The organism is Enterobacter sp. AN-K1 (genome assembly GCF_020971765.1).
In the GTDB taxonomy this organism is placed as follows: Bacteria; Pseudomonadota; Gammaproteobacteria; order Enterobacterales; family Enterobacteriaceae; genus Enterobacter; species Enterobacter hormaechei_C.
This window is the reverse complement of the sequence record NZ_CP087390.1, coordinates 3,384,048-3,408,307: the sequence shown is the minus strand read 5'-3', so window position 1 is coordinate 3,408,307 and position 24,260 is coordinate 3,384,048. Positions and strand designations below refer to the sequence as shown.

General features: G+C 58.0%; 24 protein-coding genes. 17 read left to right on the top strand and 7 right to left on the bottom strand.

Annotated features, from left to right (window positions below; translation table 11 throughout):
- Positions 1-102 precede the first annotated feature (102 nt).
- The 5 genes from folD to LOC22_RS16180 all read left to right on the top strand — a co-directional run bounded on the left by folD (position 103) and on the right by LOC22_RS16180 (position 4,661).
- Complete coding sequence (gene folD / locus LOC22_RS16200; RefSeq protein ID WP_006809817.1) at positions 103-969, top strand: bifunctional methylenetetrahydrofolate dehydrogenase/methenyltetrahydrofolate cyclohydrolase FolD; 867 nt, start codon at positions 103-105, stop codon at positions 967-969.
- A 2-nt stretch (positions 970-971) separates the two neighbouring features.
- Positions 972-1,184 (top strand): ribosome-associated protein YbcJ, encoded by a 213-nt coding sequence (gene ybcJ / locus LOC22_RS16195; protein WP_015571224.1) that lies wholly within the window; start codon positions 972-974, stop codon positions 1,182-1,184.
- A 282-nt stretch (positions 1,185-1,466) separates the two neighbouring features.
- Complete coding sequence (locus LOC22_RS16190; protein ID WP_015571225.1) at positions 1,467-2,966, top strand: PTS transporter subunit EIIC; 1,500 nt, start codon at positions 1,467-1,469, stop codon at positions 2,964-2,966.
- 83 nt (positions 2,967-3,049) lie between these two features.
- On the top strand, positions 3,050-4,066 hold the full coding sequence (gene malI / locus LOC22_RS16185; protein ID WP_023303216.1) for a Mal regulon transcriptional regulator MalI: 1,017 nt from the start codon (positions 3,050-3,052) through the stop codon (positions 4,064-4,066).
- Between the two features lie 73 nt (positions 4,067-4,139).
- Positions 4,140-4,661 (top strand): metal-dependent hydrolase, encoded by a 522-nt coding sequence (locus LOC22_RS16180; protein WP_015571226.1) that lies wholly within the window; start codon positions 4,140-4,142, stop codon positions 4,659-4,661.
- Positions 4,662-4,748: 87 nt separating this feature from the next.
- On the opposite strand, the gene cysS is transcribed toward LOC22_RS16180, so the two are convergent.
- Positions 4,749-6,134 carry a cysteine--tRNA ligase gene (cysS, locus tag LOC22_RS16175; RefSeq protein WP_230239044.1) on the bottom strand — a complete coding sequence of 462 codons (1,386 nt, stop codon included), beginning with the start codon at positions 6,132-6,134 and terminating at the stop codon, positions 4,749-4,751.
- A gap of 175 nt (positions 6,135-6,309) precedes the next feature.
- Here cysS and ppiB point away from each other — a divergent pair, with 175 nt between their 5' ends.
- The 5 genes from ppiB (at position 6,310) to mnmH (ending at position 10,378) form a co-directional block, all read left to right on the top strand.
- Positions 6,310-6,804 carry a peptidylprolyl isomerase B gene (gene ppiB, locus LOC22_RS16170; RefSeq protein WP_000256009.1) on the top strand — a complete coding sequence of 165 codons (495 nt, stop codon included), beginning with the start codon at positions 6,310-6,312 and terminating at the stop codon, positions 6,802-6,804.
- Between the two features lie 3 nt (positions 6,805-6,807).
- Positions 6,808-7,530: a UDP-2,3-diacylglucosamine diphosphatase gene (gene lpxH / locus LOC22_RS16165; protein WP_047637546.1), complete on the top strand. Its 723-nt coding sequence runs from the start codon at positions 6,808-6,810 to the stop codon at positions 7,528-7,530.
- A gap of 119 nt (positions 7,531-7,649) precedes the next feature.
- Entirely contained in the window at positions 7,650-8,159 is a 510-nt protein-coding gene (purE, locus tag LOC22_RS16160; protein ID WP_006809824.1) for a 5-(carboxyamino)imidazole ribonucleotide mutase, read from the top strand.
- The gene (gene purK, locus LOC22_RS16155) at positions 8,156-9,223 is read left to right on the top strand and encodes a 5-(carboxyamino)imidazole ribonucleotide synthase (RefSeq protein WP_003858922.1); all 1,068 of its coding nucleotides are present in this window, start codon (positions 8,156-8,158) and stop codon (positions 9,221-9,223) included. The genes purE and purK overlap by 4 nt, the downstream gene beginning before the upstream one ends.
- Positions 9,224-9,307: 84 nt before the next feature.
- Positions 9,308-10,378 (top strand): tRNA 2-selenouridine(34) synthase MnmH, encoded by a 1,071-nt coding sequence (gene mnmH, locus LOC22_RS16150; protein ID WP_023296049.1) that lies wholly within the window; start codon positions 9,308-9,310, stop codon positions 10,376-10,378.
- A gap of 122 nt (positions 10,379-10,500) precedes the next feature.
- Here mnmH and LOC22_RS16145 read toward each other — a convergent pair whose 3' ends face one another.
- From LOC22_RS16145 to ybbA, 3 genes are all read right to left on the bottom strand, one after another.
- Positions 10,501-11,646 (bottom strand): porin, encoded by a 1,146-nt coding sequence (locus tag LOC22_RS16145; protein WP_017383228.1) that lies wholly within the window; start codon positions 11,644-11,646, stop codon positions 10,501-10,503.
- A 182-nt stretch (positions 11,647-11,828) separates the two neighbouring features.
- Positions 11,829-14,243, bottom strand: a complete 2,415-nt coding sequence (gene ybbP, locus LOC22_RS16140) for a putative ABC transporter permease subunit YbbP (protein ID WP_047637548.1) — start codon at positions 14,241-14,243, stop codon at positions 11,829-11,831.
- Positions 14,240-14,926 carry a putative ABC transporter ATP-binding protein YbbA gene (gene ybbA, locus LOC22_RS16135; protein ID WP_017383226.1) on the bottom strand — a complete coding sequence of 229 codons (687 nt, stop codon included), beginning with the start codon at positions 14,924-14,926 and terminating at the stop codon, positions 14,240-14,242. The genes ybbP and ybbA overlap by 4 nt, the downstream gene beginning before the upstream one ends.
- On the opposite strand from ybbA, the gene tesA reads away from it, so the two are divergent.
- The 3 genes from tesA to LOC22_RS16120 are packed head-to-tail and all read left to right on the top strand — an operon-like array spanning position 14,897 to position 17,232.
- Positions 14,897-15,529 carry a multifunctional acyl-CoA thioesterase I/protease I/lysophospholipase L1 gene (tesA, locus tag LOC22_RS16130; RefSeq protein ID WP_003858933.1) on the top strand — a complete coding sequence of 211 codons (633 nt, stop codon included), beginning with the start codon at positions 14,897-14,899 and terminating at the stop codon, positions 15,527-15,529. The genes ybbA and tesA overlap by 30 nt on opposite strands.
- Positions 15,510-16,319 (top strand): SDR family oxidoreductase, encoded by an 810-nt coding sequence (locus LOC22_RS16125; protein WP_006809829.1) that lies wholly within the window; start codon positions 15,510-15,512, stop codon positions 16,317-16,319. Before tesA ends, LOC22_RS16125 begins: the two co-directional genes overlap by 20 nt.
- Positions 16,320-16,377: 58 nt before the next feature.
- The gene (locus LOC22_RS16120) at positions 16,378-17,232 is read left to right on the top strand and encodes a co-chaperone YbbN (RefSeq protein WP_003858935.1); all 855 of its coding nucleotides are present in this window, start codon (positions 16,378-16,380) and stop codon (positions 17,230-17,232) included.
- A gap of 51 nt (positions 17,233-17,283) precedes the next feature.
- Here LOC22_RS16120 and fetB read toward each other — a convergent pair whose 3' ends face one another.
- Together fetB and fetA are read right to left on the bottom strand one after the other, a co-directional pair.
- Positions 17,284-18,066 (bottom strand): iron efflux ABC transporter permease subunit FetB, encoded by a 783-nt coding sequence (gene fetB, locus LOC22_RS16115; RefSeq protein WP_017383223.1) that lies wholly within the window; start codon positions 18,064-18,066, stop codon positions 17,284-17,286.
- Positions 18,059-18,730 (bottom strand): iron efflux ABC transporter ATP-binding subunit FetA, encoded by a 672-nt coding sequence (gene fetA, locus LOC22_RS16110; RefSeq protein WP_015571235.1) that lies wholly within the window; start codon positions 18,728-18,730, stop codon positions 18,059-18,061. The genes fetB and fetA overlap by 8 nt, the downstream gene beginning before the upstream one ends.
- A 142-nt stretch (positions 18,731-18,872) precedes the next feature.
- On the opposite strand from fetA, the gene LOC22_RS16105 reads away from it, so the two are divergent.
- From LOC22_RS16105 to LOC22_RS16095, 3 genes are all read left to right on the top strand, one after another.
- A complete protein-coding gene (locus LOC22_RS16105; RefSeq protein WP_015571236.1) occupies positions 18,873-19,727 on the top strand; it encodes a hypothetical protein in 855 nt (284 codons plus the stop codon).
- Positions 19,728-19,881: 154 nt separating this feature from the next.
- Entirely contained in the window at positions 19,882-20,796 is a 915-nt protein-coding gene (locus LOC22_RS16100; protein WP_230239043.1) for an SPFH domain-containing protein, read from the top strand.
- Positions 20,793-21,245: an NfeD family protein gene (locus tag LOC22_RS16095; RefSeq protein WP_015571238.1), complete on the top strand. Its 453-nt coding sequence runs from the start codon at positions 20,793-20,795 to the stop codon at positions 21,243-21,245. Before LOC22_RS16100 ends, LOC22_RS16095 begins: the two co-directional genes overlap by 4 nt.
- Here the strand turns inward: LOC22_RS16095 and cueR are convergent.
- Positions 21,242-21,652: a Cu(I)-responsive transcriptional regulator gene (cueR, locus tag LOC22_RS16090; RefSeq protein ID WP_017694388.1), complete on the bottom strand. Its 411-nt coding sequence runs from the start codon at positions 21,650-21,652 to the stop codon at positions 21,242-21,244. The two genes, LOC22_RS16095 and cueR, sit on opposite strands and share 4 nt — an antisense overlap.
- Before the next feature lie 108 nt (positions 21,653-21,760).
- On the opposite strand from cueR, the gene copA reads away from it, so the two are divergent.
- The gene (gene copA / locus LOC22_RS16085; protein WP_032104065.1) at positions 21,761-24,259 is read left to right on the top strand and encodes a copper-exporting P-type ATPase CopA; all 2,499 of its coding nucleotides are present in this window, start codon (positions 21,761-21,763) and stop codon (positions 24,257-24,259) included.
- Position 24,260: the final 1 nt, after the last annotated feature.

Genomic DNA, 24,260 nt, shown 5'->3' with positions numbered 1-24,260 from the left:
CATCGATGAAATCTCGTAAAGGGTGACTGACAGCGGCGCTCGCTTCTGACAAAATACAGGCAATCCCTCCTTTCTAACGTTACAGACGGAATCTTCTCTCTGATGGCAGCAAAGATTATTGACGGTAAAACGATTGCGCAGCAGGTGCGCTCTGAGGTTGCGGAAAAAGTGAAGGCGCGTAAAGCCGCCGGATTTCGCGCCCCCGGGCTGGCCGTTGTGCTGGTTGGCAGCAACCCGGCTTCGCAAATTTATGTCGGCAGCAAACGCAAAGCGTGTGAAGAGGTGGGGTTCGTCTCCCGCTCTTACGATCTGCCGGAAACCACCAGCGAAGCGGAACTGCTGGAACTGATCGACACTCTGAATGCCGATAAAGAGATCGACGGCATCCTGGTTCAGCTGCCGCTGCCTGCGGGCATTGACAACGTGAAGGTGCTGGAGCGCATCGCGCCGGACAAAGACGTTGACGGTTTCCATCCGTATAACGTAGGCCGACTGTGCCAGCGCGCGCCGCGCCTGCGTCCGTGCACCCCGCGCGGCATCGTGACGCTGCTGGAGCGTTATAACATCGATACCTATGGCCTCAACGCCGTGGTGATTGGCGCCTCCAACATCGTGGGCCGCCCGATGAGCATGGAGCTGCTGCTGGCGGGCTGTACCACCACCGTTACCCACCGCTTCACTAAAAACCTGCGTCACCACGTCGAAAACGCCGATCTACTGATCGTTGCGGTCGGCAAGCCGGGCTTTATTCCGGGCGAGTGGATCAAAGAGGGCGCAATCGTCGTGGACGTGGGTATTAACCGTCTGGAAAACGGCAAAGTGGTCGGCGACGTGGTGTATGAAGATGCCGCAGCGCGCGCATCCTATATCACTCCGGTCCCGGGCGGCGTAGGCCCGATGACGGTAGCAACACTGATTCAGAATACCTTGCAGGCGTGCGAGGAGTATCACGACGTAGAGGACGCGTAATCATGGCAACTTTTTCTTTAGGTAAACACCCGCACGTTGAGCTGTGCGATCTGCTGAAGCTGGAAGGCTGGAGCGAAAGCGGCGCGCAGGCGAAGATCGTCATCGCCGACGGGCAGGTAAAAGTAGACGGCTCGGTGGAAACCCGCAAGCGCTGCAAAATTGTCGCGGGTCAGACCGTGAGCTTCGCAGGACAAAGCGTGACCGTGACGGCCTGAGCTGTCTGATGCCCGGTGGCGCTGCGCTTACCGGGCCTACGTACTGTCTCCGTTTGTACGCCGGGTAAGGCGAAGCTGCCACCCGGCAATTTCTCTCACAATCCCCTCACACCCATCACGGTTAATTATCGATCAACTTCAAATAATCACTATTCCCTCTGGCGAAATGTGAAAATTAAGTTGCGCGATTTTCAGACTTTCCCCACGATAAGTAGAACGTTCTACTAAAACGTTCTACTTACAATAACAGCGTGAAAAAAGCGCTACTCGGGGGAAATCAGCATGAGCCTGATAACAGGGTTTGTTAAATCGCTGTCTAAGTTATCGATGATTGGTCGCGCCTTAATGCTGCCAATTTCACTGCTTCCCGCTGCGGGCCTGCTGCTGGCCTTCGGCGATAAGTTCCATCTGCCGCTGATGATGAACGCCGGCGGGGTTATCTTTGATAACCTGCCGATGCTGTTCGCCATCGGCTCTGCCGTCGGACTGGCTTCGGAATCCGGCATTGCCGCACTCTCTGCGGCGGTCTCCGTGTTTGTCACCAACATCACCATCAGCACCGTGCTGAGCATCACGCCGGAAATGGCCTCTCAGGGCGGCAAATACGCCATGGTCGTTGGCATTCCGACGTTGCAGATGGGCGTCTTTGGCGGCCTGATCTGCGGTATTCTTGCGGCCTGGTGTTACAACCGCTTCCACACCATGCAGCTGCCGGAGTTCCTCGGCTTCTTCTCCGGCAAGCGCTTTGTGGCGATCGCGACGGCGTTTCTGTCGTTCCTGCTCGGCCTGCTGCTGCCGTACGTCTGGCAGCATATTCAATCCGGGATCGACGCCCTGTCCGTGGTGGTGAACGGCGATAACCAGGCGGCCTCGACCTTTATCTTCGGGCTGGTGGAGCGCGCGTTGATCCCGCTCGGCCTGCACCATATCTGGTATCCATCCTTCTGGTATTCGTTCGGGGATTACACTACCCAGGCGGGTCAGGTGATCCACGGTGACCAGACCATCTGGTTCAAGATGCTGGAAGAGGGAGTGAAATCCTTCAGCAGCGACACCTACCAGAACGCCGGGAAATTCATGCAGGGTGAGTTCCCGCTGATGCTGTTCGCACTGCCTGCGGCGTGTCTGGCGATGTACCACGAAGCGCACACGAAGAATAAGAAAATCGCGGCCGGTATTCTGTTCTCTGCGGCCCTCACCTGCTTCCTGACGGGCATCACTGAGCCGGTAGAGTTCACCTTTATCTTCGTGGCGCCGATCCTTTACGTCTTCAACGCCATTATGGCGGGCCTGGCGTACATGACCATGTACCTGCTGCATGCGCACATCGCCAAGTCGTTCTCGGCGGGCTTTATCGACTACCTGTCGTTCGGGATCCTGCCGTCGTTTAACGGCTATCAGACCAACTTCCTGAGCGCCATTATCATCGGCATTCCGATGGCATTGATCTACTACTTCACCTTCCGCTTCGTGATCCGTCGCTTCGACGTGAAAACGCCGGGCCGCACCGAAGTGACCGCCAGCGCGAATGACAAGTCCGATTCCGAACTTGCCACCGAAATCATCGGCCTGCTGGGCGGTGCGCAGAACATTGATTCCGTCGGCTCCTGCATCACACGTCTGCGTCTGGAAGTGGCGAAGAGCGAAGCGGTGGACCGGGACGGGCTGAACGGGCTTGGCGCGCGCGGCGTGGTGTTCGTTGGCGATAACGGAATACAGGTGATTTTCGGGGCCAGAGCACAGTTTATCGCCCAGACCATGTCCACGATGATTGGCAAATAATAAGATGCCTGAAGGAGGCGTCTCCTGTACGCTGGGGGACGCCTCTTATCTGGCTGATAATTGGGAAATTTCAGGGAGCGGTTTTGAAGAAAGTCAGCATTATTGATGTCGCAAAGCATGCGGGCGTGTCGGTTTCTACCGTTTCGCTGGTGCTGCGCCAGAAAGGGAAGATCTCAGAGGCGACGATCGGGAAGGTCAATGCCGCCATCACAACGCTGGGTTATGTTCATAACGTCGCAGCTGCCAATCTTCGCGCCAACACCTCCAACTTAATCGGCCTGATCCTGCGCGACTTCAGCGACAGCTTTTCCATCAAGGTGATGGCGAGCATCGTTCAGGAGCTGGAGAAACAGGGTTATATGGTATTTCTCGGTCAGCCGCTGAACGACGGCGAACATCTTGAGCGTACCCTGCTCTCGTTTAAGCAGCAGGGCGTGGCGGGCGTCATCTACCTGGCGTCGGACACCCGCGCCGCCTCTCTTCCGGAACACATTCGTCACTGCCCGCTGCCGCTTGTGGCGGTTTCGCAGTCGTTGCTGGAAGAGAAATGCAACCTGGTGATGCGCGATAACCGCCAGGCGGCGAACCTGGCCGCGCGTTATCTTATCGAGCGCGGGCACCGTAACATCGCCTACATTGGCGGGCGCGACGGGTGCCGTATCCGCGAGCAGCGCCTGCTTGGTTTTCGCAGCGCGATGACGCAGAGCGGCCTGGTCTGGCGTGAGGAATATTCTCCCGCCTGCACCGATGACACGCAGGCGGCGGCCATGGCGACTCGTCAGCTGCTGGAGAAGAACAACACGATTACCGCCCTGCTCTGCCATTCACCGGACGCGATGATCGGTTCAATCTCAGGTATTCACCAGGTGGGGCGCACGGTGGGTAAAGACGTGTTTTTAACCCAGCAGGTGGCGCTGATTGGTTTTGAAGATATGCTCCACGTTAATCTCACGTCGCCGTCACTGACTTACGTTTCGTCTGCCAGCGAAGAGACCGGCCGCCAGGCGGCAGGGCTGATGATCCGCAGGCTGAAAGAGCCGGATCTGCAAACGCAGCGCATTACCCTCTCCGGGCAGCTTATCGCGCGGGAATCGGCGTAAAATCAGAATTTAGCACAGGTTTGCTGCGGCGGATCTGCTGCTATATTCCCATGATTTGCCATGGATAAATGCAATGCCTACCGTTATCACCCACGCTGCCGTACCTCTGTGTCTGGGCTTAGGGCTCGGAACCAAAGTCATCCCACCCCGCCTGCTGTTTGCCGGGATCGTCCTCGCCATGCTGCCCGATGCCGACGTACTGGCGTTTAAATTCGGTGTCGCCTACGGGAATATTTTCGGCCACCGCGGTTTCACTCATTCGCTACTGTTTGCCCTGGTGGTGCCGATACTCTGCGTGCTGGCAGGCCGACGTTGGTTCAGGGCCAGCCTGACGCGGTGCTGGCTGTTTTTAACCGTGTCATTGCTGTCGCACAGCTTGCTGGATTCAATAACGACAGGCGGGAAAGGCGTCGGCTGGCTGTGGCCCTGGTCTGATGAACGCTTCTTTGCGCCGTGGCAGGTGATTAAGGTCGCGCCGTTTGCGCTGTCACGCTACACCACGCCGTACGGGCATCAGGTAATCATTTCAGAACTGCTGTGGGTGTGGCTGCCGGGGATGGTGCTGATGGGGTTGCTGTGGTGGAGGCGGAGGTAAAAGAAAAGCCGGGTGGCGGCTACGCCTTACCCGGCCTACTTTCACCTGTAGGCCCGGTAAGCGTTAGCGCCACCGGGCGTTACGGACCTACTTACGACGCCAGGTGGTTCCCTGCGGGCCGTCTTCCAGAATAATGCCCATCTCGGTCAGACGGTTACGCGCCGCATCCGCCGCCGCCCAGTCTTTCGCATGACGCGCTTCGAGACGTGCTTTGATCAGTGCTTCAATTTCCGCCACTTCACCGTCGTCCGCCTGCGCGCCGCTTTGCAGGAACAGGTCCGGCTCCTGCTCCAGCAGGCCGAGCACGGAAGAGAGCTTACGCAGATGAGACGCCAGCGCATTGGCCGCCGCCATATCTTCTGACTTCAGGCGGTTCACCTCACGCGCCATGTCGAACAGCACGGAGTAGGCTTCCGGGGTGTTGAAGTCGTCGTTCATGACCTCAACGAAGCGGGCCTCGAACGCCTCACCGCCTGCGGACGGAACAGATTTATCGGTGCCGCGCAAGGCGGTATACAGACGCTCCAGCGCAGCGCGAGCCTGCTTCAGGTTCTCTTCGCTGTAGTTCAGCTGGCTGCGATAGTGGCCAGACATCAGGAAGTAGCGCACGGTTTCCGCGTCGTAATACTTCAGCACGTCGCGCACGGTGAAGAAGTTACCCAGCGATTTCGACATCTTCTCGCGGTCAACCATCACCATCCCGGAGTGCATCCAGTAGTTCACGTACTCGCCGCCGTGTGCACAGGTGGACTGCGCGATTTCGTTTTCATGGTGCGGGAACATCAGATCCGAACCGCCGCCATGGATGTCGAAATGGTTGCCCAGCTGCTTGCAGTTCATCGCGGAACATTCAATGTGCCAGCCCGGACGCCCTTCGCCCCACGGGGATGGCCAGCTCGGTTCGCCCGCTTTGGACATCTTCCACAGCACGAAGTCCATCGGATTACGCTTCACGTCAACCACGTCCACGCGCGCGCCGGCCTGGAGCTGGTCCAGATCCTGGCGGGAAAGCGCACCGTAGGTTGGGTCCGTCGGCACCGAGAACATCACGTCACCGTTGTCCGCCACATAGGCGTGACCACGCTCGATCAGCTTTTGGGTGATATCAATGATTTCATGGATATGGTGGGTCGCACGCGGCTCGCTGTCCGGGCGCAGAATATTTAAGGCATCAAAATCCTTGTGCATTTCGGCGATCATGCGATCCACCAGCGCAACAAAGCTTTCGCCATTTTCATTAGCACGTTTAATGATTTTGTCGTCGATGTCGGTGATGTTGCGCACGTACTTCAGGTTGTAGCCCAGGAAGCGCAGGTAGCGTGACACCACGTCGAACGCGACAAAGGTACGGCCATGGCCGATATGACAGAGATCGTAAACCGTAATACCACACACGTACATGCCGACTTCCCCGGCATGGATAGGTTTAAATTCCTCTTTTTGGCGCGTCATTGTATTAAAGATTTTTAACATCGAAGATTCCATGTAAACACGTGTGTGGATTGTTTGTTCCTTATAATACCCATAATTCGGAGTACGGTCAGCACACAATGCAAGGTGATCGTGTCCTGTGGTTATGCTATAACAAGCCCCTATATGTGACCCGAGCACGGGTCGACGCACCACAATAACGGAACAGGATGCAAAAATGGTTACTTTCCACACTAATCATGGCGATATCGTAATCAAAACCTTTGATGACAAAGCGCCTGAAACAGTTAAAAACTTCCTGGACTACTGCCGCGAAGGTTTCTACAACAACACTATTTTCCACCGTGTGATCAACGGCTTTATGATCCAGGGCGGCGGTTTCGAGCCTGGCATGCGCCAGAAAGAGACGAAAGAAGCGATCAAAAACGAAGCGAACAACGGCCTGAAAAACACCCGTGGTACGCTGGCAATGGCCCGTACTCAGGCGCCACACTCTGCGACCGCACAGTTCTTCATCAACGTAGCGGACAACGACTTCCTGAACTTCTCTGGCGAAAGTCTGCAAGGCTGGGGCTACTGCGTATTCGCAGAAGTGGTTGAAGGGATGGACGTGGTCGACAAGATCAAAGCCGTTTCTACTGGCCGCAGCGGTATGCACCAGGACGTTCCTAAAGAAGACGTTGTGATCACAAGCGTGACCGTCAGCGAGTAATTCGTGGCGACACTCTTTATTGCGGATCTGCATCTGCAAACAGAAGAACCGGCGATAACCGCCGGTTTTCTGCGTTTTTTACGCGGTGAAGCGAAAAGCGCCGATGCGCTATACATTCTGGGTGACCTGTTTGAGGCCTGGATAGGCGACGACGATCCGAACCCGCTGCACCGTGAGATGGCTGCGGCCATTAAAGTGCTGGTGGATTCCGGCGTCCCCTGCTATTTCATTCACGGCAACCGTGATTTCCTGATCGGCCAGCGCTACGCCCGCGAGAGCGGTATGACGCTGCTGCCGGAAGAGCAGGTGCTCAACCTCTATGGCCGCAATATTCTGATCATGCACGGCGACACGCTCTGCACTGACGATACCGGCTACCTGGCGTTTCGCGCCAAAGTTCACACCCCGTGGATCCAGAAAGTGTTCCTCGCCCTGCCGCTGTTTATCCGCAACCGCATCGCCGCCAGAATGCGCGCGGGCAGCAAGGCCGCCAACAGCAGCAAATCGATGACCATCATGGACGTCAATCCGCAGGCGGTGGTGAAGGTGATGGAGAAGCATCGCGTTCAGTGGCTGATCCACGGCCATACCCATCGTCCCGATGTGCATTCCCTTATCGCCAACGGCGAGCCCGCCCATCGCGTGGTTTTAGGCGCCTGGCACAGCGAAGGATCGATGGTCAAAGTTACGCCGGAAGGTGTCGAACTGATCGCCTTCCCGTTTTAACGCCTCCCCGTCTTTTCGCTCATTTCCCGACCACGCAACCGTTTTCCTTGCCGGTATTACATGCTATTCTCTGTGCCCTCGAAAGCAGTGTGTTCCGCACCACAGGAGTTTTAAGACGCATGTCTTCCCGCAATAATCCGGCGCGTGTCGCCATCGTGATGGGGTCCAAAAGCGACTGGGCTACCATGCAGTTCGCCGCCGAAATCTTTGAAATCCTGAATGTTCCGCACCACGTCGAAGTGGTTTCCGCGCACCGTACGCCGGATAAACTGTTCAGCTTCGCCGAAAGCGCCGAAGAGAACGGTTACGAGGTGATCATTGCCGGTGCGGGCGGCGCAGCACATCTGCCGGGCATGATTGCCGCCAAAACGCTGGTGCCGGTACTGGGTGTTCCCGTGCAAAGCGCCGCGTTAAGCGGGGTGGATAGCCTTTACTCTATTGTCCAGATGCCGCGCGGTATTCCTGTCGGTACCCTGGCGATTGGTAAAGCAGGTGCGGCAAATGCCGCCCTGCTGGCCGCGCAGATCCTGGCGACGCATGATAAAGATTTGCACCAGCGTCTGGCGGAGTGGCGTAAAGCCCAGACCGATGAGGTGCTGGATAACCCGGATCCGCGGGGTGCAGCATGAAGCAGGTTTGCGTTCTTGGTAATGGTCAGCTTGGCCGGATGCTGCGTCAGGCCGGTGAGCCGCTGGGTATTGCCGTCTGGCCCGTCGGGCTGGATGCCGAGCCGGAAGCCGTGCCGTTCCATCAGAGCGTGATCACCGCCGAAATTGAACGCTGGCCGGAAACCGCCCTGACCCGCGAGCTGGCGCGCCATAACGCCTTTGTGAACCGCGACGTCTTCCCGATCATTGCCGACCGTCTCACGCAAAAACAGCTTTTCGACAAGCTCGGCCTCGCGACCGCGCCGTGGCAGCTTCTTTCCGATAAGCGCGAGTGGGATGACGTGTTTGCGATGCTGGGAGACCTGGCGATTGTGAAGCGTCGCGTCGGCGGCTACGACGGCCGCGGGCAGTGGCGCCTGCGCGCGAACGACACCGCCGAGCTGCCGGACGACTGCTACGGCGAGTGCATTGTTGAGCAGGGCATTAACTTTAGCGGTGAAGTGTCGCTGGTTGGCGCGCGCGGGCATGACGGGCACACCGTTTTTTACCCGCTAACGCATAACCTGCATCAGGACGGGATTCTGCGCACCAGCGTCGCCTTCCCGCAGGCCAATGCTGACCAGCAGGCGCAGGCGGAAGAGATGCTCTCTGCCATTATGCATGAGCTGGGCTATGTGGGCGTGATGGCGATGGAGTGTTTCGTCACGCCGTCGGGTCTGCTGATCAACGAACTTGCGCCGCGCGTGCACAACAGCGGCCACTGGACGCAAAACGGCGCCTCCATCAGCCAGTTCGAGCTGCACCTGCGCGCCATCACCGATCTGCCGCTGCCGCAGCCGGTGGTGACCAGCCCGTCGGTGATGATCAACCTGATCGGCACCGATCTGAACTACAACTGGCTGAAGCTGCCGCTGGTGCACCTGCACTGGTACGACAAAGAGGTGCGTCCGGGGCGTAAGGTCGGCCATCTGAACCTGAACGATACCGACACGGACCGCCTGAGCGCCACGCTGGAAGCGATTGTTCCCCTGCTGCCGCCAGAATATGCGAGCGGTATTGTCTGGGCGCAGTCAAAACTGAAGTAAGTATCCCTCGCCGGGGAGTTGACCTTCCCCTTCCCCGGCGTACAATCCCCGCCCATTGCTGCTCAGTTTTCTTCTGGAACCACCATGAACGATGGAACGGACTATCGCGCGATCCTCGCGTCCGATACCCCTTTAATCGACGTTCGCGCGCCGATCGAATTTGCCCAGGGTGCGATGCCCGCCGCACTCAACCTGCCATTAATGAACGACGATGAGCGTGCCGCCGTCGGCACCTGCTATAAACGCCAGGGTCCGGACGCCGCGCTGGCGCTCGGCCATAGCCTGGTCAACGGCGAGACGCGCGAGGCGCGCATCAGCGCCTGGCGGGAAGCCAGCCTTGCCCATCCTGAGGGCTACCTTTGCTGCGCGCGCGGTGGCCAGCGCTCACACATCTCCCAGGCCTGGCTGAAAGAGGCGGGCATCGACTACCCGCTGATCCGCGGCGGCTATAAGGCCCTGCGTCAGACGGCGATTCAGGTGACCATTGAGCAGTCACAAAAGCCGATGGTGCTTATCGGCGGCTGTACCGGTAACGGTAAAACGCTGCTGGTGAAGCAGCATGCACAGGGCATCGATCTGGAAGGGCTGGCGCACCATCGCGGCTCGTCGTTTGGACGCACGCTCACCCCGCAGCTTTCTCAGGCGAGCTTCGAGAATCACCTTGCGGTTGAGTTATTGAAAAAAGACGCCGCGCGCTGGGTGCTGGAAGATGAAGGCCGGATGATTGGCTCTAACCACCTGCCGGAATGCCTGCGCGACGGCATGGCTGAAGCGCCTGTCGTGGTGGTCGAGGATCCGTTTGAGATCCGTCTTGAGCGCCTGCGCGAAGAGTATTTCGTCCACATGTGGGCCGACTTTTCTGCCGCCTGCGGTGAAGAGGCGGGCTGGAAAGCGTACAGCGAATATCTGCATCACGGCCTGTACGCCATTCGTCGCCGTCTGGGGCTGCAACGCTTTGCGGAATTTACCGCCCTGCTGGATGCCGCGCTTGTCGAGCAACAGCGTACTGGCAGCACTGACGCGCACTTCAGCTGGCTTGTGCCGCTGCTGAAGGACTATTACGACCCGATGTACGGCTATCAGCTGGAGAAAAAGGCGGAGAAGATTGTGTATCGCGGGACGTACGAAGAAATTGCTGAGTGGCTCGATCGCTGAAAAAAGCCGGGTGGCGAGGTAAAAGCAAAACGGCAACCTGGGTTGCCGTTTTTAATGTTTTTTCCCTCTCCCCGTGGGAGAGGGTCAGGGTGAGGGCATCAGGCCGCACCCTACATGACAACTTAGAAGTCGTAACGCAGACGCACCAGGTTCATATCGCCCAGGTTGTCGGTGCTGGAGGTGAACACGTGTTCGTAATCTACGCGGAAACCGTAATCCAGCTGGAAGCTAATACCCACACCGTTGTCGATGCGCTGATAGTTACGGCCATTCACGTACTCAATACGGTCGCCCATGAAGTACGGCTGGATGGATTTCACCGCATACTGACCAACCGGGAACTTGTAACCCGCAAAGTATTCAATACCCCATGCATCACCGGCGAAGTAGTCGTTAACGGACACTTTTTTGGTGGTCAGGAAGTTCTGATACCAGCCGCCGCCTGCGGAGAAGGTCCAGTTATCCGGCGTCCAGCTCAGGGCGGTACCAAGGATGTTCTGGTCGTAGGATTTGCTGTCGCCGTTGTCCGGGTTACGCATGTCCGCGCGGGTGTAGTTCCACGCTGCGCCCCAGGTCAGATCGGTAGTCAGGTGATAATCGATACCCAGTGAACCGCCGCCTTTACGTTTGTAACGCAGGCCGTTGCCCGGCAGGTATTCGCTGTCTTCAAACAGGTAAGAGGCGTAGATGTCAGCATCGCCCACAGTTTTCTTGTACTTCAGCATCTGGCGTGAACGGTAAGAGCCGTCATAGTCGCCGTTGATCCCGTTACCTGGCGCCTGACCAATCATGTCGTAGTCCCAGATATCGGTTTTTGCGCCCACTACGTCATAGTACACGCTGTTCTGCTGGCCGAAGGTCAGCGTACCCCAGGTGTCGCTCTTCAGACCGGTGTAGAGCATACGACGAGAGGTGTCGTGCGCGCCGTCGGCGTAGTGATGATCCCAGTTGAACTGCGCCGGAATGTTCACACCCAGCTCGTAGTAGCTGATCCAGCTGATGTCATCGAACAGGTAGTAATCCGCAGCGAAACGGAAGCGGGTGCCGCCGTCAAAGCCGTTGCGCTTGTAGCTGTTTTTGCCGTCATCACCGGTCATATTCTGGAACTGAGGACGAATACTGCCGCCAACGGTGAAGTTCAGGCGGCTCAGCGGGTTACCCGCCTGCGGATCCTGTTTCAGAAGGGTGATTTCCGCCTGAGATGCGAAAGAAGCCAATGCCACTGCTGCGCCGATCGTTGTCGCCAGCGCTGTTTTTCTTATAGTCATTCTTTTTCCTTGATAGACACGCTGCTAAATATTTAGCTGGTGAATATTAACCGGAAAAATTCGGGCTGTGTGGGCGGTTTTTTAATGTTTTGTGCTACTAAATGCAGGGGCATTAACGATTTGTGCCGTTAAGCGATGACGCACCAGCAGAAATGCCGGTGCGTCATCATCACGTCAGTAAACTAGCTGACAAACTGGCGGAATAGCGCTTTACCTTTCAACAGCCGGGTTCCGAGCCAGCCGCCGCACAGGGACAGCAGCACGGCGCCGCAGACGGGCAGCGTGAGCCACAGCCGCCAGTCGGGCTCCCACGGGAAGTCGAAGACTTTGCTCTGGAGTACCGCCAGCGCGGTTTCCGCCCCGATGGCCGCCACCAGGCCCGCCACCAGACCGAGCAGGGCAAATTCGCTCCACAGCGTGGCGCGCAGCAGCCGTTTACTGGCTCCCAGCGTGCGGTAGACCACCAGCTCCTGATGACGCTGACGCATGCCCACCTGCACCTGCGCCAGCAGCAACAGCACACCGCAGACGGTCACCAGCACTACCATCACCTCCAGCGCGCGGCTCACCTGCTCCAGCACCTGCCCGACCTGTTTGAGGATCGCGCCGATATCCAGCAGGCTCACCGTCGGAAATTCCCGGTTAAGCTGCGTCAGCATGCCGTTGCCGTTTTCCCAGCGGAAGCTGGTGAGCCAGCTCTGCGGCTGTCCGTCCAGCGCACCCGGCGGGAAGATGAAGAAGAAGTTTGGTCGCAGGCTTTCCCAGTCCACTTTGCGCAGGCTGGTGACTTTGGCGGTGAAATCCTGGGTATCGCCGGTGAAGGTCACGCTGTCTCCGAGCTTCACGTTCAGGCGTGTCGCCAGCCCCTCTTCCATCGACACTTCCCCCGCTTTCGGCGGCCAGGTGCCGGCAACGATCGGGTTATGGTCCGGACGTTTCGCCTGCCAGGTCAGGTTGAGTTCGCGATTGAGCGATTCATCCTTATTTCCCTCCGTCGACTGGCCGTTGATCTGCGTCAGGCGGGCGCGCACGATCGGATAGAACGATTCCGGAATAATGTGATGCTCAGACAGGAAACCCTTCAGCGGCGTCACCTGTTCGGGAGCAATGTTGATCAGGAAATAGTTCGGGCTTTCCGGCGGAAGCTGTTGCTGCCAGCGATCCAGCAGATCCCCGCGCAGCACCAGCAGAAGCGCCAGCAGCATAAACGACAGCGAAAATGCCGAGAGCTGGCTGAGGGTAGACCACGGCTGGTGCAGCAGGCGGTTAACCGCTAACCGTATGGGGAGTGATTTAACTGTCAGCTTTCTCAGGACATTAAGCAGTATCCAGCCCACTACGCCGCACAGCAGCGCCAGCACCACCGCGCCCGCCAGCACCGCCCACAGCAGCGTACTGCCGCCCATCAGCCAGGCCAACAGCCCGACCGCCACCGCAATAATCACCGGCAGGTAGAACTTCAGCGGCCAGACGCTGGCCACCACATCGCGGCGCAGCACGCGCAGCGGCTGGGTGGCGAGCAGCAGCCGGTACGGGCGTAACCCCACCAGCAGGGAGATCGTCGTCATCGCGCCGATGGCCCACAGCCACGGCCAGAGGCTGGCAGGCGGTAATGCGGCGGGCAATACCGGTTTGAGCAGCACCATCAGCAGCTTTTCAAACAGCAGCCCTATCGCCCCGCCGGTCAGAGCCGACAGCGCCAGCACCATCAGCCACTGGCCGACAATCAGCTTGCGCAGCTGCGCGCGGCCCGCGCCGAGGGTTTTGAGGATCGCCACCAGATCGTAACGGCTGCGGCAGTAGTGCCCCATCGCCACGGCAACCGCCGCAATGGCAAGCAGCAGAGTTAACAGCGCCGACAGCAGCAGGAACTGCTGGGAACGTTCGAGGGATTTGCCGAGCGCCCCGTCATCCTGCTCCAGCCCGTACCAGCGGTGTTCCGGCTTGAGCTGCGGCAGGAGCCATTTTTCGTACGCCTCCAGCTGCGCAGGCGTCCCGCCAAACTTATACCGCCAGGTGACACGGCTTCCCGGCTGGACGGCGTTGGTTTTCGCCACATCAGCGCTGTTCATCAGCAGGCGCGGCGCAAGCTGGAACGGATTAAATCCAGAGTCGGGCTCCTGCACCACTTCCCCGGCAATTTTGAGTGTCGCGTCGCCGACGTCGATACTGTCGCCGGGTTTCAGGTTCAGCAGCGCCATCAGTCGCGATGCCAGCAGGACCGTACCGGCCGTCGGTTTTAGCCCCGGCGGGCTGGTTTGTAAGTCACCATACATCGGGTAGATGTCATCCACGGCTTTTACGCTGGCAAGCTGCGGCGTGTCGCCCGCAAAGGTCATAGTCTGAAAGGTGATCTGCTCCCCTACCTTCAGCCCCTCTTTGCGCGCTTCCTCAATCCAGCCCGGCGGCACGGGGCGAGAACTTTGCAGAGCCCGGTCCCCGGCCATAAATTCCCGACTCTGCTGGCTAAGCCCTTTCTCCATACGATCGCTGACGCTGCCGAGCGCCAGCACGCAGGCCACCGCCAGGCTCAACGCCAGCCAGACAATCAGCAGCGAGGGCGAGCGCCACTCGCGCCAGAACCAGCGGGCAATCATGCTTCCTCCTGAAGAATACCGTTCACCAGCCGCAGGCGGCGGTCGCAGCGGGCGGCCAGCTGCGGATCGTGGGTAACCAGAATCAGCGTGGTGCCGTGCTCGCGGTTGAGGGAAAACAGCAGATCGGCAATCTTGTCTCCGGTTTTACGGTCAAGGTTACCAGTGGGTTCATCGGCAAACAGCACTTCAGGGCGCCCGTTAAACGCCCGCGCCAGCGCCACGCGCTGCTGCTCACCGCCGGAAAGCTGTGCCGGAAGATGGTCGAGACGTTTGCCTAGCCCCAGCTGTTCCAGCAACGCCTTCGCGTGATCGCGGCTTTCACGAGTATTGTCACCACGCAGCAGGCCGGGCAGCTCAACGTTTTCCAGCGCGTTCAGCGTCGGGATCAGCATGAATGACTGAAAGACAAACCCGATATGCCGGGCACGCAGCGCGGCGCGGGCCTCTTCATCAAGCGCGTGGAGGGGCTGGCCGACCAGGTTCACTTCACCACTACTGCCATCGTCCAGACCAGCGAGAATGGCCAGCAGTGTGGACTTACCGGAACCGGATTCACCAATCAGGGCGATGGTTTCGGCACGTTTGACAACGAGTTCAACTCCGGTGAGGATGGAAAGCTCGTGTTCTCCCTGACCGACGGACTTCTTAAGACGATGAACTTCAACAATGTTTTCCGCTGGCATTTGCCCTTCCTGTTTTTGATGCTGATGACCTTCCGCGCGGCGGCTGCGGACACGTTATTGATTCTGGGCGACAGCCTGAGCGCGGGCTATCGTATGGCCGCCAGTGCGGCCTGGCCCGCCCTGCTCAATGATAAATGGCAGTCCCGGGCGTCTGTCGTGAACGGCAGCATCAGCGGCGATACGTCGCAGCAAGGCTTATCGCGCCTGCCTGCCCTGCTTAAGCAGCATCAACCGCGTTGGGTGCTGGTTGAACTGGGCGGTAATGATGGTTTGCGCGGCTTCCAGCCTCAGCAAACGGAGCAAACGCTGCGGACCATTTTGCAGACCATTAAGGCCGCCAACGCCCAGCCGCTGCTGATGCAAATTCGCCTGCCCGCCAACTACGGCCGTCGGTATAATGAGGCGTTTAGCGCGATCTATCCTAAGCTTGCCAAAGAGTTTGATATTCCGCTGCTGCCATTTTTCATGGAAGAGGTCTATCTGAAACCCCAGTGGATGCAGGATGATGGCATACACCCCAATCGCGATGCCCAGCCGTTCATTGCCGACTGGATGGCAACCCGGCTGGCTCCTTTAGTAAAACATGACTCGTCAAACAGCTGAGAACCTGACAGGTAAAGTTATGCAAAAATCGGTCTTAATAACAGGATGTTCCAGCGGAATTGGCCTTGAAAGCGCCCTTGAACTGAAACGCCAGGGGTTTTGGGTACTGGCAGCCTGCCGTAAACCCGAGGATGTCGAACGCATGCGAGGGCTGGGATTTACCGGCATTCTGCTGGATCTCGATTCGCCAGAGAGCGTAGAGCAGGCCGCCGATGAGGTTATCGCCCTGACCAACAACCGTCTTTACGGTCTGTTCAACAATGCGGGCTACGGCGTGTACGGCCCGCTACAGACTCTCTCACGGGAACAGCTGGAGCAGCAGTTCTCCGCAAACTTTTTCGGGGCGCATCAGCTTACCATGCGCCTTCTCCCCGCCATGCTGCCGCACGGCGAAGGGCGCATCGTGATGACCTCCTCGGTCATGGGCCTGATCTCCACGCCGGGGCGCGGGGCTTACGCCGCCAGCAAATATGCGCTTGAAGCCTGGTCCGATGCGTTGCGCATGGAGCTGCGCCACAGCGGTATTAAGGTCAGCCTGATTGAACCGGGCCCGATCCGCACCCGCTTTACGGAAAACGTTAACCAGACGCAGGCGGACAAACCGGTCGAAAACCCCGGCATCGCGGCGCGTTTTACGCTTGGGCCAGAAGCCGTTGTTGCCAAAGTGCGCCACGCGTTTGAGAGCGATACCCCTAAAATGCGCTATCCGGTCACGCTGGTAACCCATGCCGTCGGCTGGTTGAAACGCCTGCTGCCGGGGCGGATGATGGACAAAATTTTGCAGGGTTGAGTTGAAGCGACGACGCTTACCCCCATGTAAAGAGTAAACCGATAAAAGAGAATGCCGCATGTCCGTACAGAATATCGTCAACATAACTGAAGCTAACCTGCAACAGACGCTCGAACAGTCAATGACTAAACCGGTGCTGTTCTACTTCTGGTCTGAACGCAGCCAACACTGCCTGCAACTGACGCCGGTCCTGGAAAGCCTTGCCGCGCAGTACAACGGTCAGTTCATTCTGGCGAAGCTGGATTGTGACGCCGAACCAATGGTGGCTTCCCAGTTTGGCCTGCGCGCGATCCCAACCGTCTACCTGTTCCAGAACGGTCAGCCGGTGGATGGCTTCCAGGGGCCGCAGCCGGAAGAGGCGATCCGCGCCCTGCTGGATAAAGTTCTGCCGCGCGAAGAAGAGCTGAAAGCGCAGGAAGCCATGGCGCTGATGCAGGAAGGTAAGTACGACGAGGCGCTGCCGCTGTTAAAGGACGCGTGGCAGCTGTCGAACCAGAACAGCCAGATTGGTCTGCTGCTGGCAGAGACCCAGATTGCGCTGCACCGCCCTGAAGACGCGGAAGCCGTGCTGAAAACGGTGCCGATGCAGGATCAGGATACCCGTTATCAGGGTCTGGTGGCGCAGATTGACCTGCTGAAACAGGCGGCCGATACCCCTGAAATTCAACAGCTTCAGCAGCAGGTTGCGGACAACCCGCAGGATGCCGCGCTGGCAAGCCAGCTGGCGCTTCAGCTTCATCAGGTGGGGCGTAACGAAGAGGCGCTGGAGCTGCTGTTTAGCCATCTTCAGAAGGACCTGGGCGCCGCAGACGGACAGGCGCGGAAGATGTTCCAGGAGATCCTGGCCGCGCTGGGTACCGGTGACGCGCTGGCGTCGAAATATCGTCGTCAGCTGTACGCGTTGCTCTACTAGTAAAAAAATGCCCGGTGGCGCTAACGCTTACCGGGCCTACAAAAGCCGATATTACCCCGTCTTTTTCAACTGCGTCACCACCAGCTGGTGGCGCGCGTTGTAAAACTTCCGATAGGTCAGGTAGCAGGCAATGATGGTGGACAGGCTCGCCGTAGAGAGCAGCATAAACGTCACCATAATCTGGTACTTAATCGCTTTTACCGGATCGATACCGGCAAAAATCAGCCCCGACATCATGCCCGGCAGGCTCACCAGACCCACCGTTTTGGCGGAATCCACCGTTGGGATCAGCGAAGAGCGAATGCTGTCGCGGATCAACCGCGCAGAGGCCACCTTCGGCGTCGCGCCCAGGCTTAGCTTCTCCTGAAGCTGCTGCTGTTCACTGCTGAACCGTTGCCCCAGATTGTTGTAGCACAACCCGACCGCCACCATCGCATTGCCCGCAATCATCCCGGAAATGGGGATCACCTGCATCGGCGTAAATTCTATCGAGCCGGAGAGTACCAGTACCGCCAGCGTTAACGCGGTCCCGGTAGTGATGGCGATCAACGACGAAATGAACGCTTTATCGATGTATTTACTGCGTTTCTGCGCGTTCCATGCCGCGTTAAAGCAGATAAACAGCACCATCAACAGGGTCAGCACGGCATGATTGACGTTGAAGATGTATTTCAGCACATAGCCGACGATGATGAGCTGAATGACCGCGCGGGCGATACTCCAAAGAATATCTTTTTCCAGCCCCAGCTTTTCCCGGTAGCTGACCACAATCGCCACCAGCACCAGGACCATCGACAGCGCCAGCGATTCGTTGGTTATGTTATGTTCACCCACGATGAGCCTCCTCCATTTTCCCGCCCTGCGGCCTGAGCGTGATGACATCATCCGCATGGGTAATTTCATTTGAATCATGCGTCACCCACAGCACGGCAATATTCTGCTCCCGGGCGTAGCGATGGATAATGTCATTGACGTTGCGCTTGTTAGCGTCATCCAGCGCGCTGGTGATTTCGTCCAGCAACAGCGCCTTCGGCAAGAATTGCAGGTTACGGATCAGCGAGACGCGCTGCTTTTCCCCTCCCGACAGTTCGGCGATCGATTTGGTCAGCGTCTCCGGCGAAAGCCCGAACCGGGTCAGATCGTCGGTAAACTTTTTCGGATCAGGCGTTTGGTTGCGGATGTGCCAGGGGAAAACCAGATTGTCGTACACCGTGTCGCCAAACAGGGACGGCGTTTGCACGCAGTATGACACCTGCTGGCGATAGCTTTCCGGTGAAAGCGTGGCGATATCTTTTCCTGCAAACAGGATGGTTCCCTCCGTTGGGCTCAGTAGCGAAGCCACAATTTTCAGGAGGGTGCTTTTGCCGCAGCCGGAGGGGCCAGTTATCAGTTTAAATTCGCCCGGAGAGAGACAAAAATCGACGTGCTGAAGGATGGTGTTATCACCCACACGAAAGCCAACATCCCTGATATCCAGAAGATTTTTTTTATTATTCATTCCGATTCCGTTAACCGCTGTAATAAGAACAGCCTTTAGCATAATCCTTTCCGCTACGCAGCGCGAATAGCCTTAACATATAGCAAGTGTTAAACTTTTTGCTCGCTAATTGTCACCTCTATAACTACAGGAAGTCAGCAACATGACACATATCTTTTATGAGTTCTCTTCCCTGAAGCCTGGTGTTCCTGATGTGGAAACATTAATGGAAGTCATCAATTCTTCTGAACTCACGCGTTTTGTCATGGGTGCAGAGGTGGTCGATTTTGTTAAGAAGGCGCTCATCGTTAACACCACAATCGGTAGCTTTAAAAACTGCTATTTTGCTTTCGATGATGGAGCGTACTTTCTCGAGTTTGACGGCAAGGGTAAATCCAGACGCTTTACTGAGGTGCCGGACTGGTTCGTTTCCCCCGCGGAATTTGCCCGCTCGCAATGGCTGATTAACCATGATCTGGCCGATGTGAAGGCGACGGCGTTTATTGACGTGCTGATGTCCTACCCGCTTAAAGAGCGCCGGGCGCACTGCAATCTGCTGTTTGGTCTGGATCTGCATAAGGTCAATGTGGTTCCGGCGCCTACAGCCCCTGCCGGAAAAATGGGCAATAAAAACGGAAAAACCACCAAGCCTCGCGTCACAGATCTCGGCTCTTTTGAGCTTTTTACCGCGTTCTTTGCGCGTATGAAAACCGCCGTCAATGCTAATGAATTCCCTACCCTACAGGTGCTGACCGGCCAGGAGGATCTTACAAAAGCGCCGCACAGCTTAAAGCAAGGGATCAGAACCTGGTTTAAGGCGATTACCGGCGATCTGCCGCCGAACAACAAACGTGTCGGGGCGGGCAATGCGGTATTGTTCTGCGCTCCCGTTCGCGAGCAGATCCAGCAGATAGAGGCCATCGGCCTGGAAAAATACTATCAGGGCTTATCAAAAGCTATCGCTGACGCCGGGGATGGGTTTATCACTGACTTCAGCTATACCTGGTCTGAAAAGTAACGCTTTGCGCCCCGCATCCCGAACGGGGCGTTTTATTTCTGCCAGTCCGGTTCCCACCTCTTTACAGGGGCGAAATCCTGTTCGTTAGCCGATATACTTACGTTCAACAAATACGCAATTTTTCTCGTTACGGCATGCAAAACAGGAGGTTTTTATGCTCATCGTTGTTCCTGTCCTTATTTTCGTTGCGCTGGTTATCGTGGGCGCAGGCGTCAAAATTGTCCCGCAGGGTTACCAGTGGACCGTCGAACGCTTCGGTCGCTACACCAATACTCTTCAGCCGGGTTTAAGCCTGATCGTCCCGTTCATGGACAGAATTGGGCGTAAGATCAATATGATGGAGCAGGTGCTGGATATCCCTTCCCAGGAAGTCATCTCCAAGGATAACGCCAACGTCACCATCGATGCGGTGTGCTTTATTCAGGTGATTGATGCGCCGAAAGCGGCCTATGAGGTGAGCAACCTGGAGCTGGCGATCGCCAACCTGACCATGACCAACATCCGTACCGTGCTTGGCTCAATGGAGCTGGACGAAATGCTCTCCCAGCGCGACAGCATTAATACCCGCCTGCTGCACATTGTGGATGAAGCCACCAATCCGTGGGGGATCAAAGTGACCCGCATTGAGATCCGCGACGTGCGCCCACCGGCAGAGCTGATTGCTTCCATGAACGCGCAGATGAAGGCCGAGCGTACCAAGCGTGCCTATATTCTTGAAGCCGAAGGGGTGCGTCAGGCTGAAATCCTGAAAGCGGAAGGGGAAAAACAGTCGCAGATCCTGAAAGCCGAGGGCGACCGTCAGTCTGCCTTCCTCCAGGCGGAAGCGCGTGAACGTTCGGCAGAAGCGGAAGCCCGCGCGACGCAAATGGTCTCCGAGGCGATTGCCGCCGGGGATATCCAGGCCGTGAACTACTTCGTCGCGCAAAAATATACCGATGCGCTGAAGGAGATCGGCTCCGCGAACAACAGCAAGGTGGTAATGATGCCGCTGGATGCCAGCAGTCTGATGGGATCTATCGCCGGAATTGCCGAGTTGATCAAAGACGGCGGAAACGAGCGTAAAAAATGATTGAGCTCATCGTTGCACATCCTCATGCGTTCTGGCTAAGCCTTGGCGGCTTACTGCTGGCCGCCGAGATGCTTGGCGGCAACGGTTATCTGCTGTGGAGCGGGGTTGCCGCGGTGATTACCGGGCTGGTCGTCTGGCTGCTGCCTGTCGGCTGGGAGTGGCAGGGCGCGCTGTTTGCCGTGCTGACGCTGCTGGCCGCCTGGCTGTGGTGGCGCTGGCTGAACAAACGGGTGAAGGCGCAGAAGCCGGTCGACGCGCACCTCAACCAGCGTGGGCAGCAGATCGTGGGTAGACGCTTTACGCTTGATAACGCGCTGATCAACGGACGCGGTCATATGCGCGTGGGGGACAGTTCGTGGCCGGTGGTGGCCGACGATGACCTCAGCGCCGGCACGCGGGTTGAGGTCATTGCGGTGGAAGGCATTACCCTGCGGGTTAAAGCCTGTTAGACGTGGGTTTTACGGTGGCAGCAGCCGGAAAGATTGTCGATAATCGGGCACTCGGCGCTGTCATCTCCCGGGCAGGATTCTGCCAGCTGTAACAGTTGCTCACGCATCGCCTGTAATTCGATGATATGGCGTTCGATCTCCGCCACTTTTTCCAGCGTACGTTTTTTCACGTCGGCACTGTGGCGTTTCGGATCGTTAAACAGGTTAACCAGCTCGCCGCACTCTTCAAGGTTAAATCCTACCTGTCTTGCCTGGCGCAGTAACGTCAGTTCATCAAGATGCAGCTGCGTATAGCTGCGGTAGCCGTTTTCACTGCGCAACGGTGGCGTCACCAGCCCTTTTTCCTCATAAAAGCGAATCGCTTTGCTGGTTAAGCCGGTTTTTTTCGCAACATCGCTGATATTCACATTTCCCCCTTGACCTTCCCCTTGATGGAAGGTTTAACCTTCATAACAGTTAGCGAAAAGCAGAGTGAAGGTCAACAATTGACCAGAACATTATACGGGAGTTTTGTTATGTCTCACACTATTGACCTGACACTGGACGGCCTCTCCTGCGGCCACTGTGTCAAACGCGTTAAAGAAAGCCTGGAGCAGCGTCCTGACGTGGAAAGCGCTGAGGTGACTATCGATCATGCCGCCGTGACCGGCAGCGCCAGCGCCGACGCGCTGATTGATACCATTAAACAGGCCGGTTACGGGGCGGAGTTAAGCCACCCAAAGGCTAAACCGCTGGCAGAGTCATCATCCCCGTCGGAAGCACTGACAGCGGCCACTCCTGAGCTTCCGGTAGCTGATGATATTGATGACAGCCAACAGCTGCTGATCAACGGCATGAGCTGCGCCAGCTGCGTCTCCCGGGTACAAAACGCCTTACAGGCGGTACCGGGCGTCGCACAGGCACGGGTAAACCTGGCGGAGCGTACTGCGCTGGTGATGGGCAGCGCCTCCGCCGCAGAGTTAGTGCAGGCCGTGGAGAAAGCGGGCTACGGGGCGGAGGCCATCGAAGATGATGCCGAGCGCCGCGAGCGCCAGCAGGAAACGGCTGTCGCCACTATGAAGCGTTTCCGCTGGCAGGCGATTGTCGCCCTGCTGGTCGGTATTCCGGTGATGGTGTGGGGCATGATGGGTGACAACATGATGGTCACCGCTGACAACCGCACCCTGTGGCTGGTGATTGGTCTGATTACCCTTGCGGTGATGGTGTTTGCTGGCGGACATTTCTATACCAGCGCCTGGAAGAGCCTGAAAAACCGCACCGCGACGATGGACACGCTGGTCGCGCTCGGTACCGGCGCGGCGTGGCTGTATTCGATGAGCGTGAACGTCTGGCCGCAGTGGTTCCCGATGGAGGCGCGCCATCTCTATTATGAAGCGAGTGCGATGATTATCGGTCTGATTAACTTAGGCCATATGCTCGAAGCCCGCGCGCGTCAGCGCTCGTCGAAAGCGCTGGAAAGATTACTCGATTTAACCCCGCCGACGGCCCGCGTGGTCACGGACGACGGGGAAAAAAGCGTTCCGCTCTCAGAGGTACAGCCGGGAATGACGCTGCGCCTGACCACCGGCGACCGCGTGCCCGTCGACGGTGAAATAACCCAGGGCGATGCCTGGCTGGATGAAGCGATGCTGACCGGCGAGCCGATACCCCAGCAGAAATCTCAGGGCGATGCGGTGCATGCGGGTACGGTGGTACAGGACGGCAGCGTACTGTTCCGCGCCAGCGCGGTCGGGAGCCATACCACGCTGTCACGCATCATTCGCATGGTCCGCCAGGCGCAGAGCAGTAAGCCGGAGATTGGTCAGCTTGCCGATAAAATCTCCGCCATTTTTGTGCCGGTGGTCGTCGGTATTGCCCTGCTGAGCGCGGCGATCTGGTATTTCTTCGGCCCGGCGCCGCAGATTGTCTACACCCTGGTGATCGCCACCACGGTGCTGATCATCGCCTGCCCTTGTGCTCTTGGTCTGGCCACGCCGATGTCGATTATCTCTGGCGTCGGACGCGCCGCCGAATTTGGCGTACTGGTCCGGGATGCTGACGCCCTGCAACGGGCAAGCACGCTGGACACCCTTGTCTTTGATAAAACCGGCACGCTCACCGAGGGCAAACCGCAGGTGGTGGCCGTCAGTACCGTTGGCTGTACGGAGACGGACGCCCTGCGCCTTGCCGCCGCGCTGGAACAAGGTTCCAGCCACCCGCTGGCGCGCGCCATCCTGGAGAAAGCCGGTGATGGCCGTCTGCCGCAGGTCAGCAACTTCCGCACCCTGCGCGGTTTAGGGGTCAGCGGTGAAGCCGAAGGCCATACGCTGCTGCTGGGCAACCAGGCACTGCTGACTGAACACGGCGTTGATACGTCCGCGCTGGACGCAGAGCTAAATGCGCAGGCCTCTCAGGGCGCGACGCCGGTTCTGCTGGCGAGGGATGGTCAGGTGGCGGCGCTGCTGGCCGTGCGCGATCCGTTACGCCAGGACAGCGTAGATGCCTTACAGCGCCTGCACCGCGCGGGCTATCGTCTGGTGATGCTGACCGGGGACAACCCGACCACCGCCAACGCCATTGCGAAAGAAGCCGGTATTGATGAGGTGATCGCGGGCGTGCTGCCGGACGGCAAAGCGGACGCCATCAAGAACCTGCAAAGTCAGGGTCGCCAGGTGGCGATGGTGGGCGACGGCATCAACGACGCCCCGGCGCTGGCGCAGGCTGACGTAGGTATTGCGATGGGTGGCGGGAGCGATGTCGCCATTGAAACCGCGGCGATCACCCTGATGCGCCACAGCCTGATGGGGGTGGCGGATGCGCTGGCGATTTCGAAAGCCACGTTGCGCAACATGAAGCAGAACCTGCTGGGGGCCTTCGTCTATAACTCGCTCGGCATTCCGATTGCCGCCGGGATCTTGTGGCCGCTGACCGGTACCCTGCTGAACCCGGTTGTTGCGGGTGCGGCGATGGCGCTCTCGTCAATTACCGTGGTGAGCAACGCTAACCGTCTGCTGCGGTTTAAACCGAAGGATTGAA

What these genes read in the sequence shown, in the direction of transcription:
- folD (WP_006809817.1), top strand. Translation starts at nt 103, where the DNA reads ATGGCAGCAAAGATTATTGACGGTAAAACGATTGCGCAGCAGGTGCGC.
- ybcJ (WP_015571224.1), top strand. Translation starts at nt 972, where the DNA reads ATGGCAACTTTTTCTTTAGGTAAACACCCGCACGTTGAGCTGTGCGAT.
- LOC22_RS16190 (WP_015571225.1), top strand. Translation starts at nt 1,467, where the DNA reads ATGAGCCTGATAACAGGGTTTGTTAAATCGCTGTCTAAGTTATCGATG.
- LOC22_RS16180 (WP_015571226.1), top strand. Translation starts at nt 4,140, where the DNA reads ATGCCTACCGTTATCACCCACGCTGCCGTACCTCTGTGTCTGGGCTTA.
- cysS (WP_230239044.1), bottom strand. Translation starts at nt 6,134, where the DNA reads ATGTTAAAAATCTTTAATACAATGACGCGCCAAAAAGAGGAATTTAAA.
- ppiB (WP_000256009.1), top strand. Translation starts at nt 6,310, where the DNA reads ATGGTTACTTTCCACACTAATCATGGCGATATCGTAATCAAAACCTTT.
- purE (WP_006809824.1), top strand. Translation starts at nt 7,650, where the DNA reads ATGTCTTCCCGCAATAATCCGGCGCGTGTCGCCATCGTGATGGGGTCC.
- purK (WP_003858922.1), top strand. Translation starts at nt 8,156, where the DNA reads ATGAAGCAGGTTTGCGTTCTTGGTAATGGTCAGCTTGGCCGGATGCTG.
- mnmH (WP_023296049.1), top strand. Translation starts at nt 9,308, where the DNA reads ATGAACGATGGAACGGACTATCGCGCGATCCTCGCGTCCGATACCCCT.
- LOC22_RS16145 (WP_017383228.1), bottom strand. Translation starts at nt 11,646, where the DNA reads ATGACTATAAGAAAAACAGCGCTGGCGACAACGATCGGCGCAGCAGTG.
- ybbP (WP_047637548.1), bottom strand. Translation starts at nt 14,243, where the DNA reads ATGATTGCCCGCTGGTTCTGGCGCGAGTGGCGCTCGCCCTCGCTGCTG.
- tesA (WP_003858933.1), top strand. Translation starts at nt 14,897, where the DNA reads ATGAACTTCAACAATGTTTTCCGCTGGCATTTGCCCTTCCTGTTTTTG.
- ybbA (WP_017383226.1), bottom strand. Translation starts at nt 14,926, where the DNA reads ATGCCAGCGGAAAACATTGTTGAAGTTCATCGTCTTAAGAAGTCCGTC.
- LOC22_RS16125 (WP_006809829.1), top strand. Translation starts at nt 15,510, where the DNA reads ATGACTCGTCAAACAGCTGAGAACCTGACAGGTAAAGTTATGCAAAAA.
- LOC22_RS16120 (WP_003858935.1), top strand. Translation starts at nt 16,378, where the DNA reads ATGTCCGTACAGAATATCGTCAACATAACTGAAGCTAACCTGCAACAG.
- fetA (WP_015571235.1), bottom strand. Translation starts at nt 18,730, where the DNA reads ATGAATAATAAAAAAAATCTTCTGGATATCAGGGATGTTGGCTTTCGT.
- LOC22_RS16105 (WP_015571236.1), top strand. Translation starts at nt 18,873, where the DNA reads ATGACACATATCTTTTATGAGTTCTCTTCCCTGAAGCCTGGTGTTCCT.
- LOC22_RS16100 (WP_230239043.1), top strand. Translation starts at nt 19,882, where the DNA reads ATGCTCATCGTTGTTCCTGTCCTTATTTTCGTTGCGCTGGTTATCGTG.
- LOC22_RS16095 (WP_015571238.1), top strand. Translation starts at nt 20,793, where the DNA reads ATGATTGAGCTCATCGTTGCACATCCTCATGCGTTCTGGCTAAGCCTT.
- copA (WP_032104065.1), top strand. Translation starts at nt 21,761, where the DNA reads ATGTCTCACACTATTGACCTGACACTGGACGGCCTCTCCTGCGGCCAC.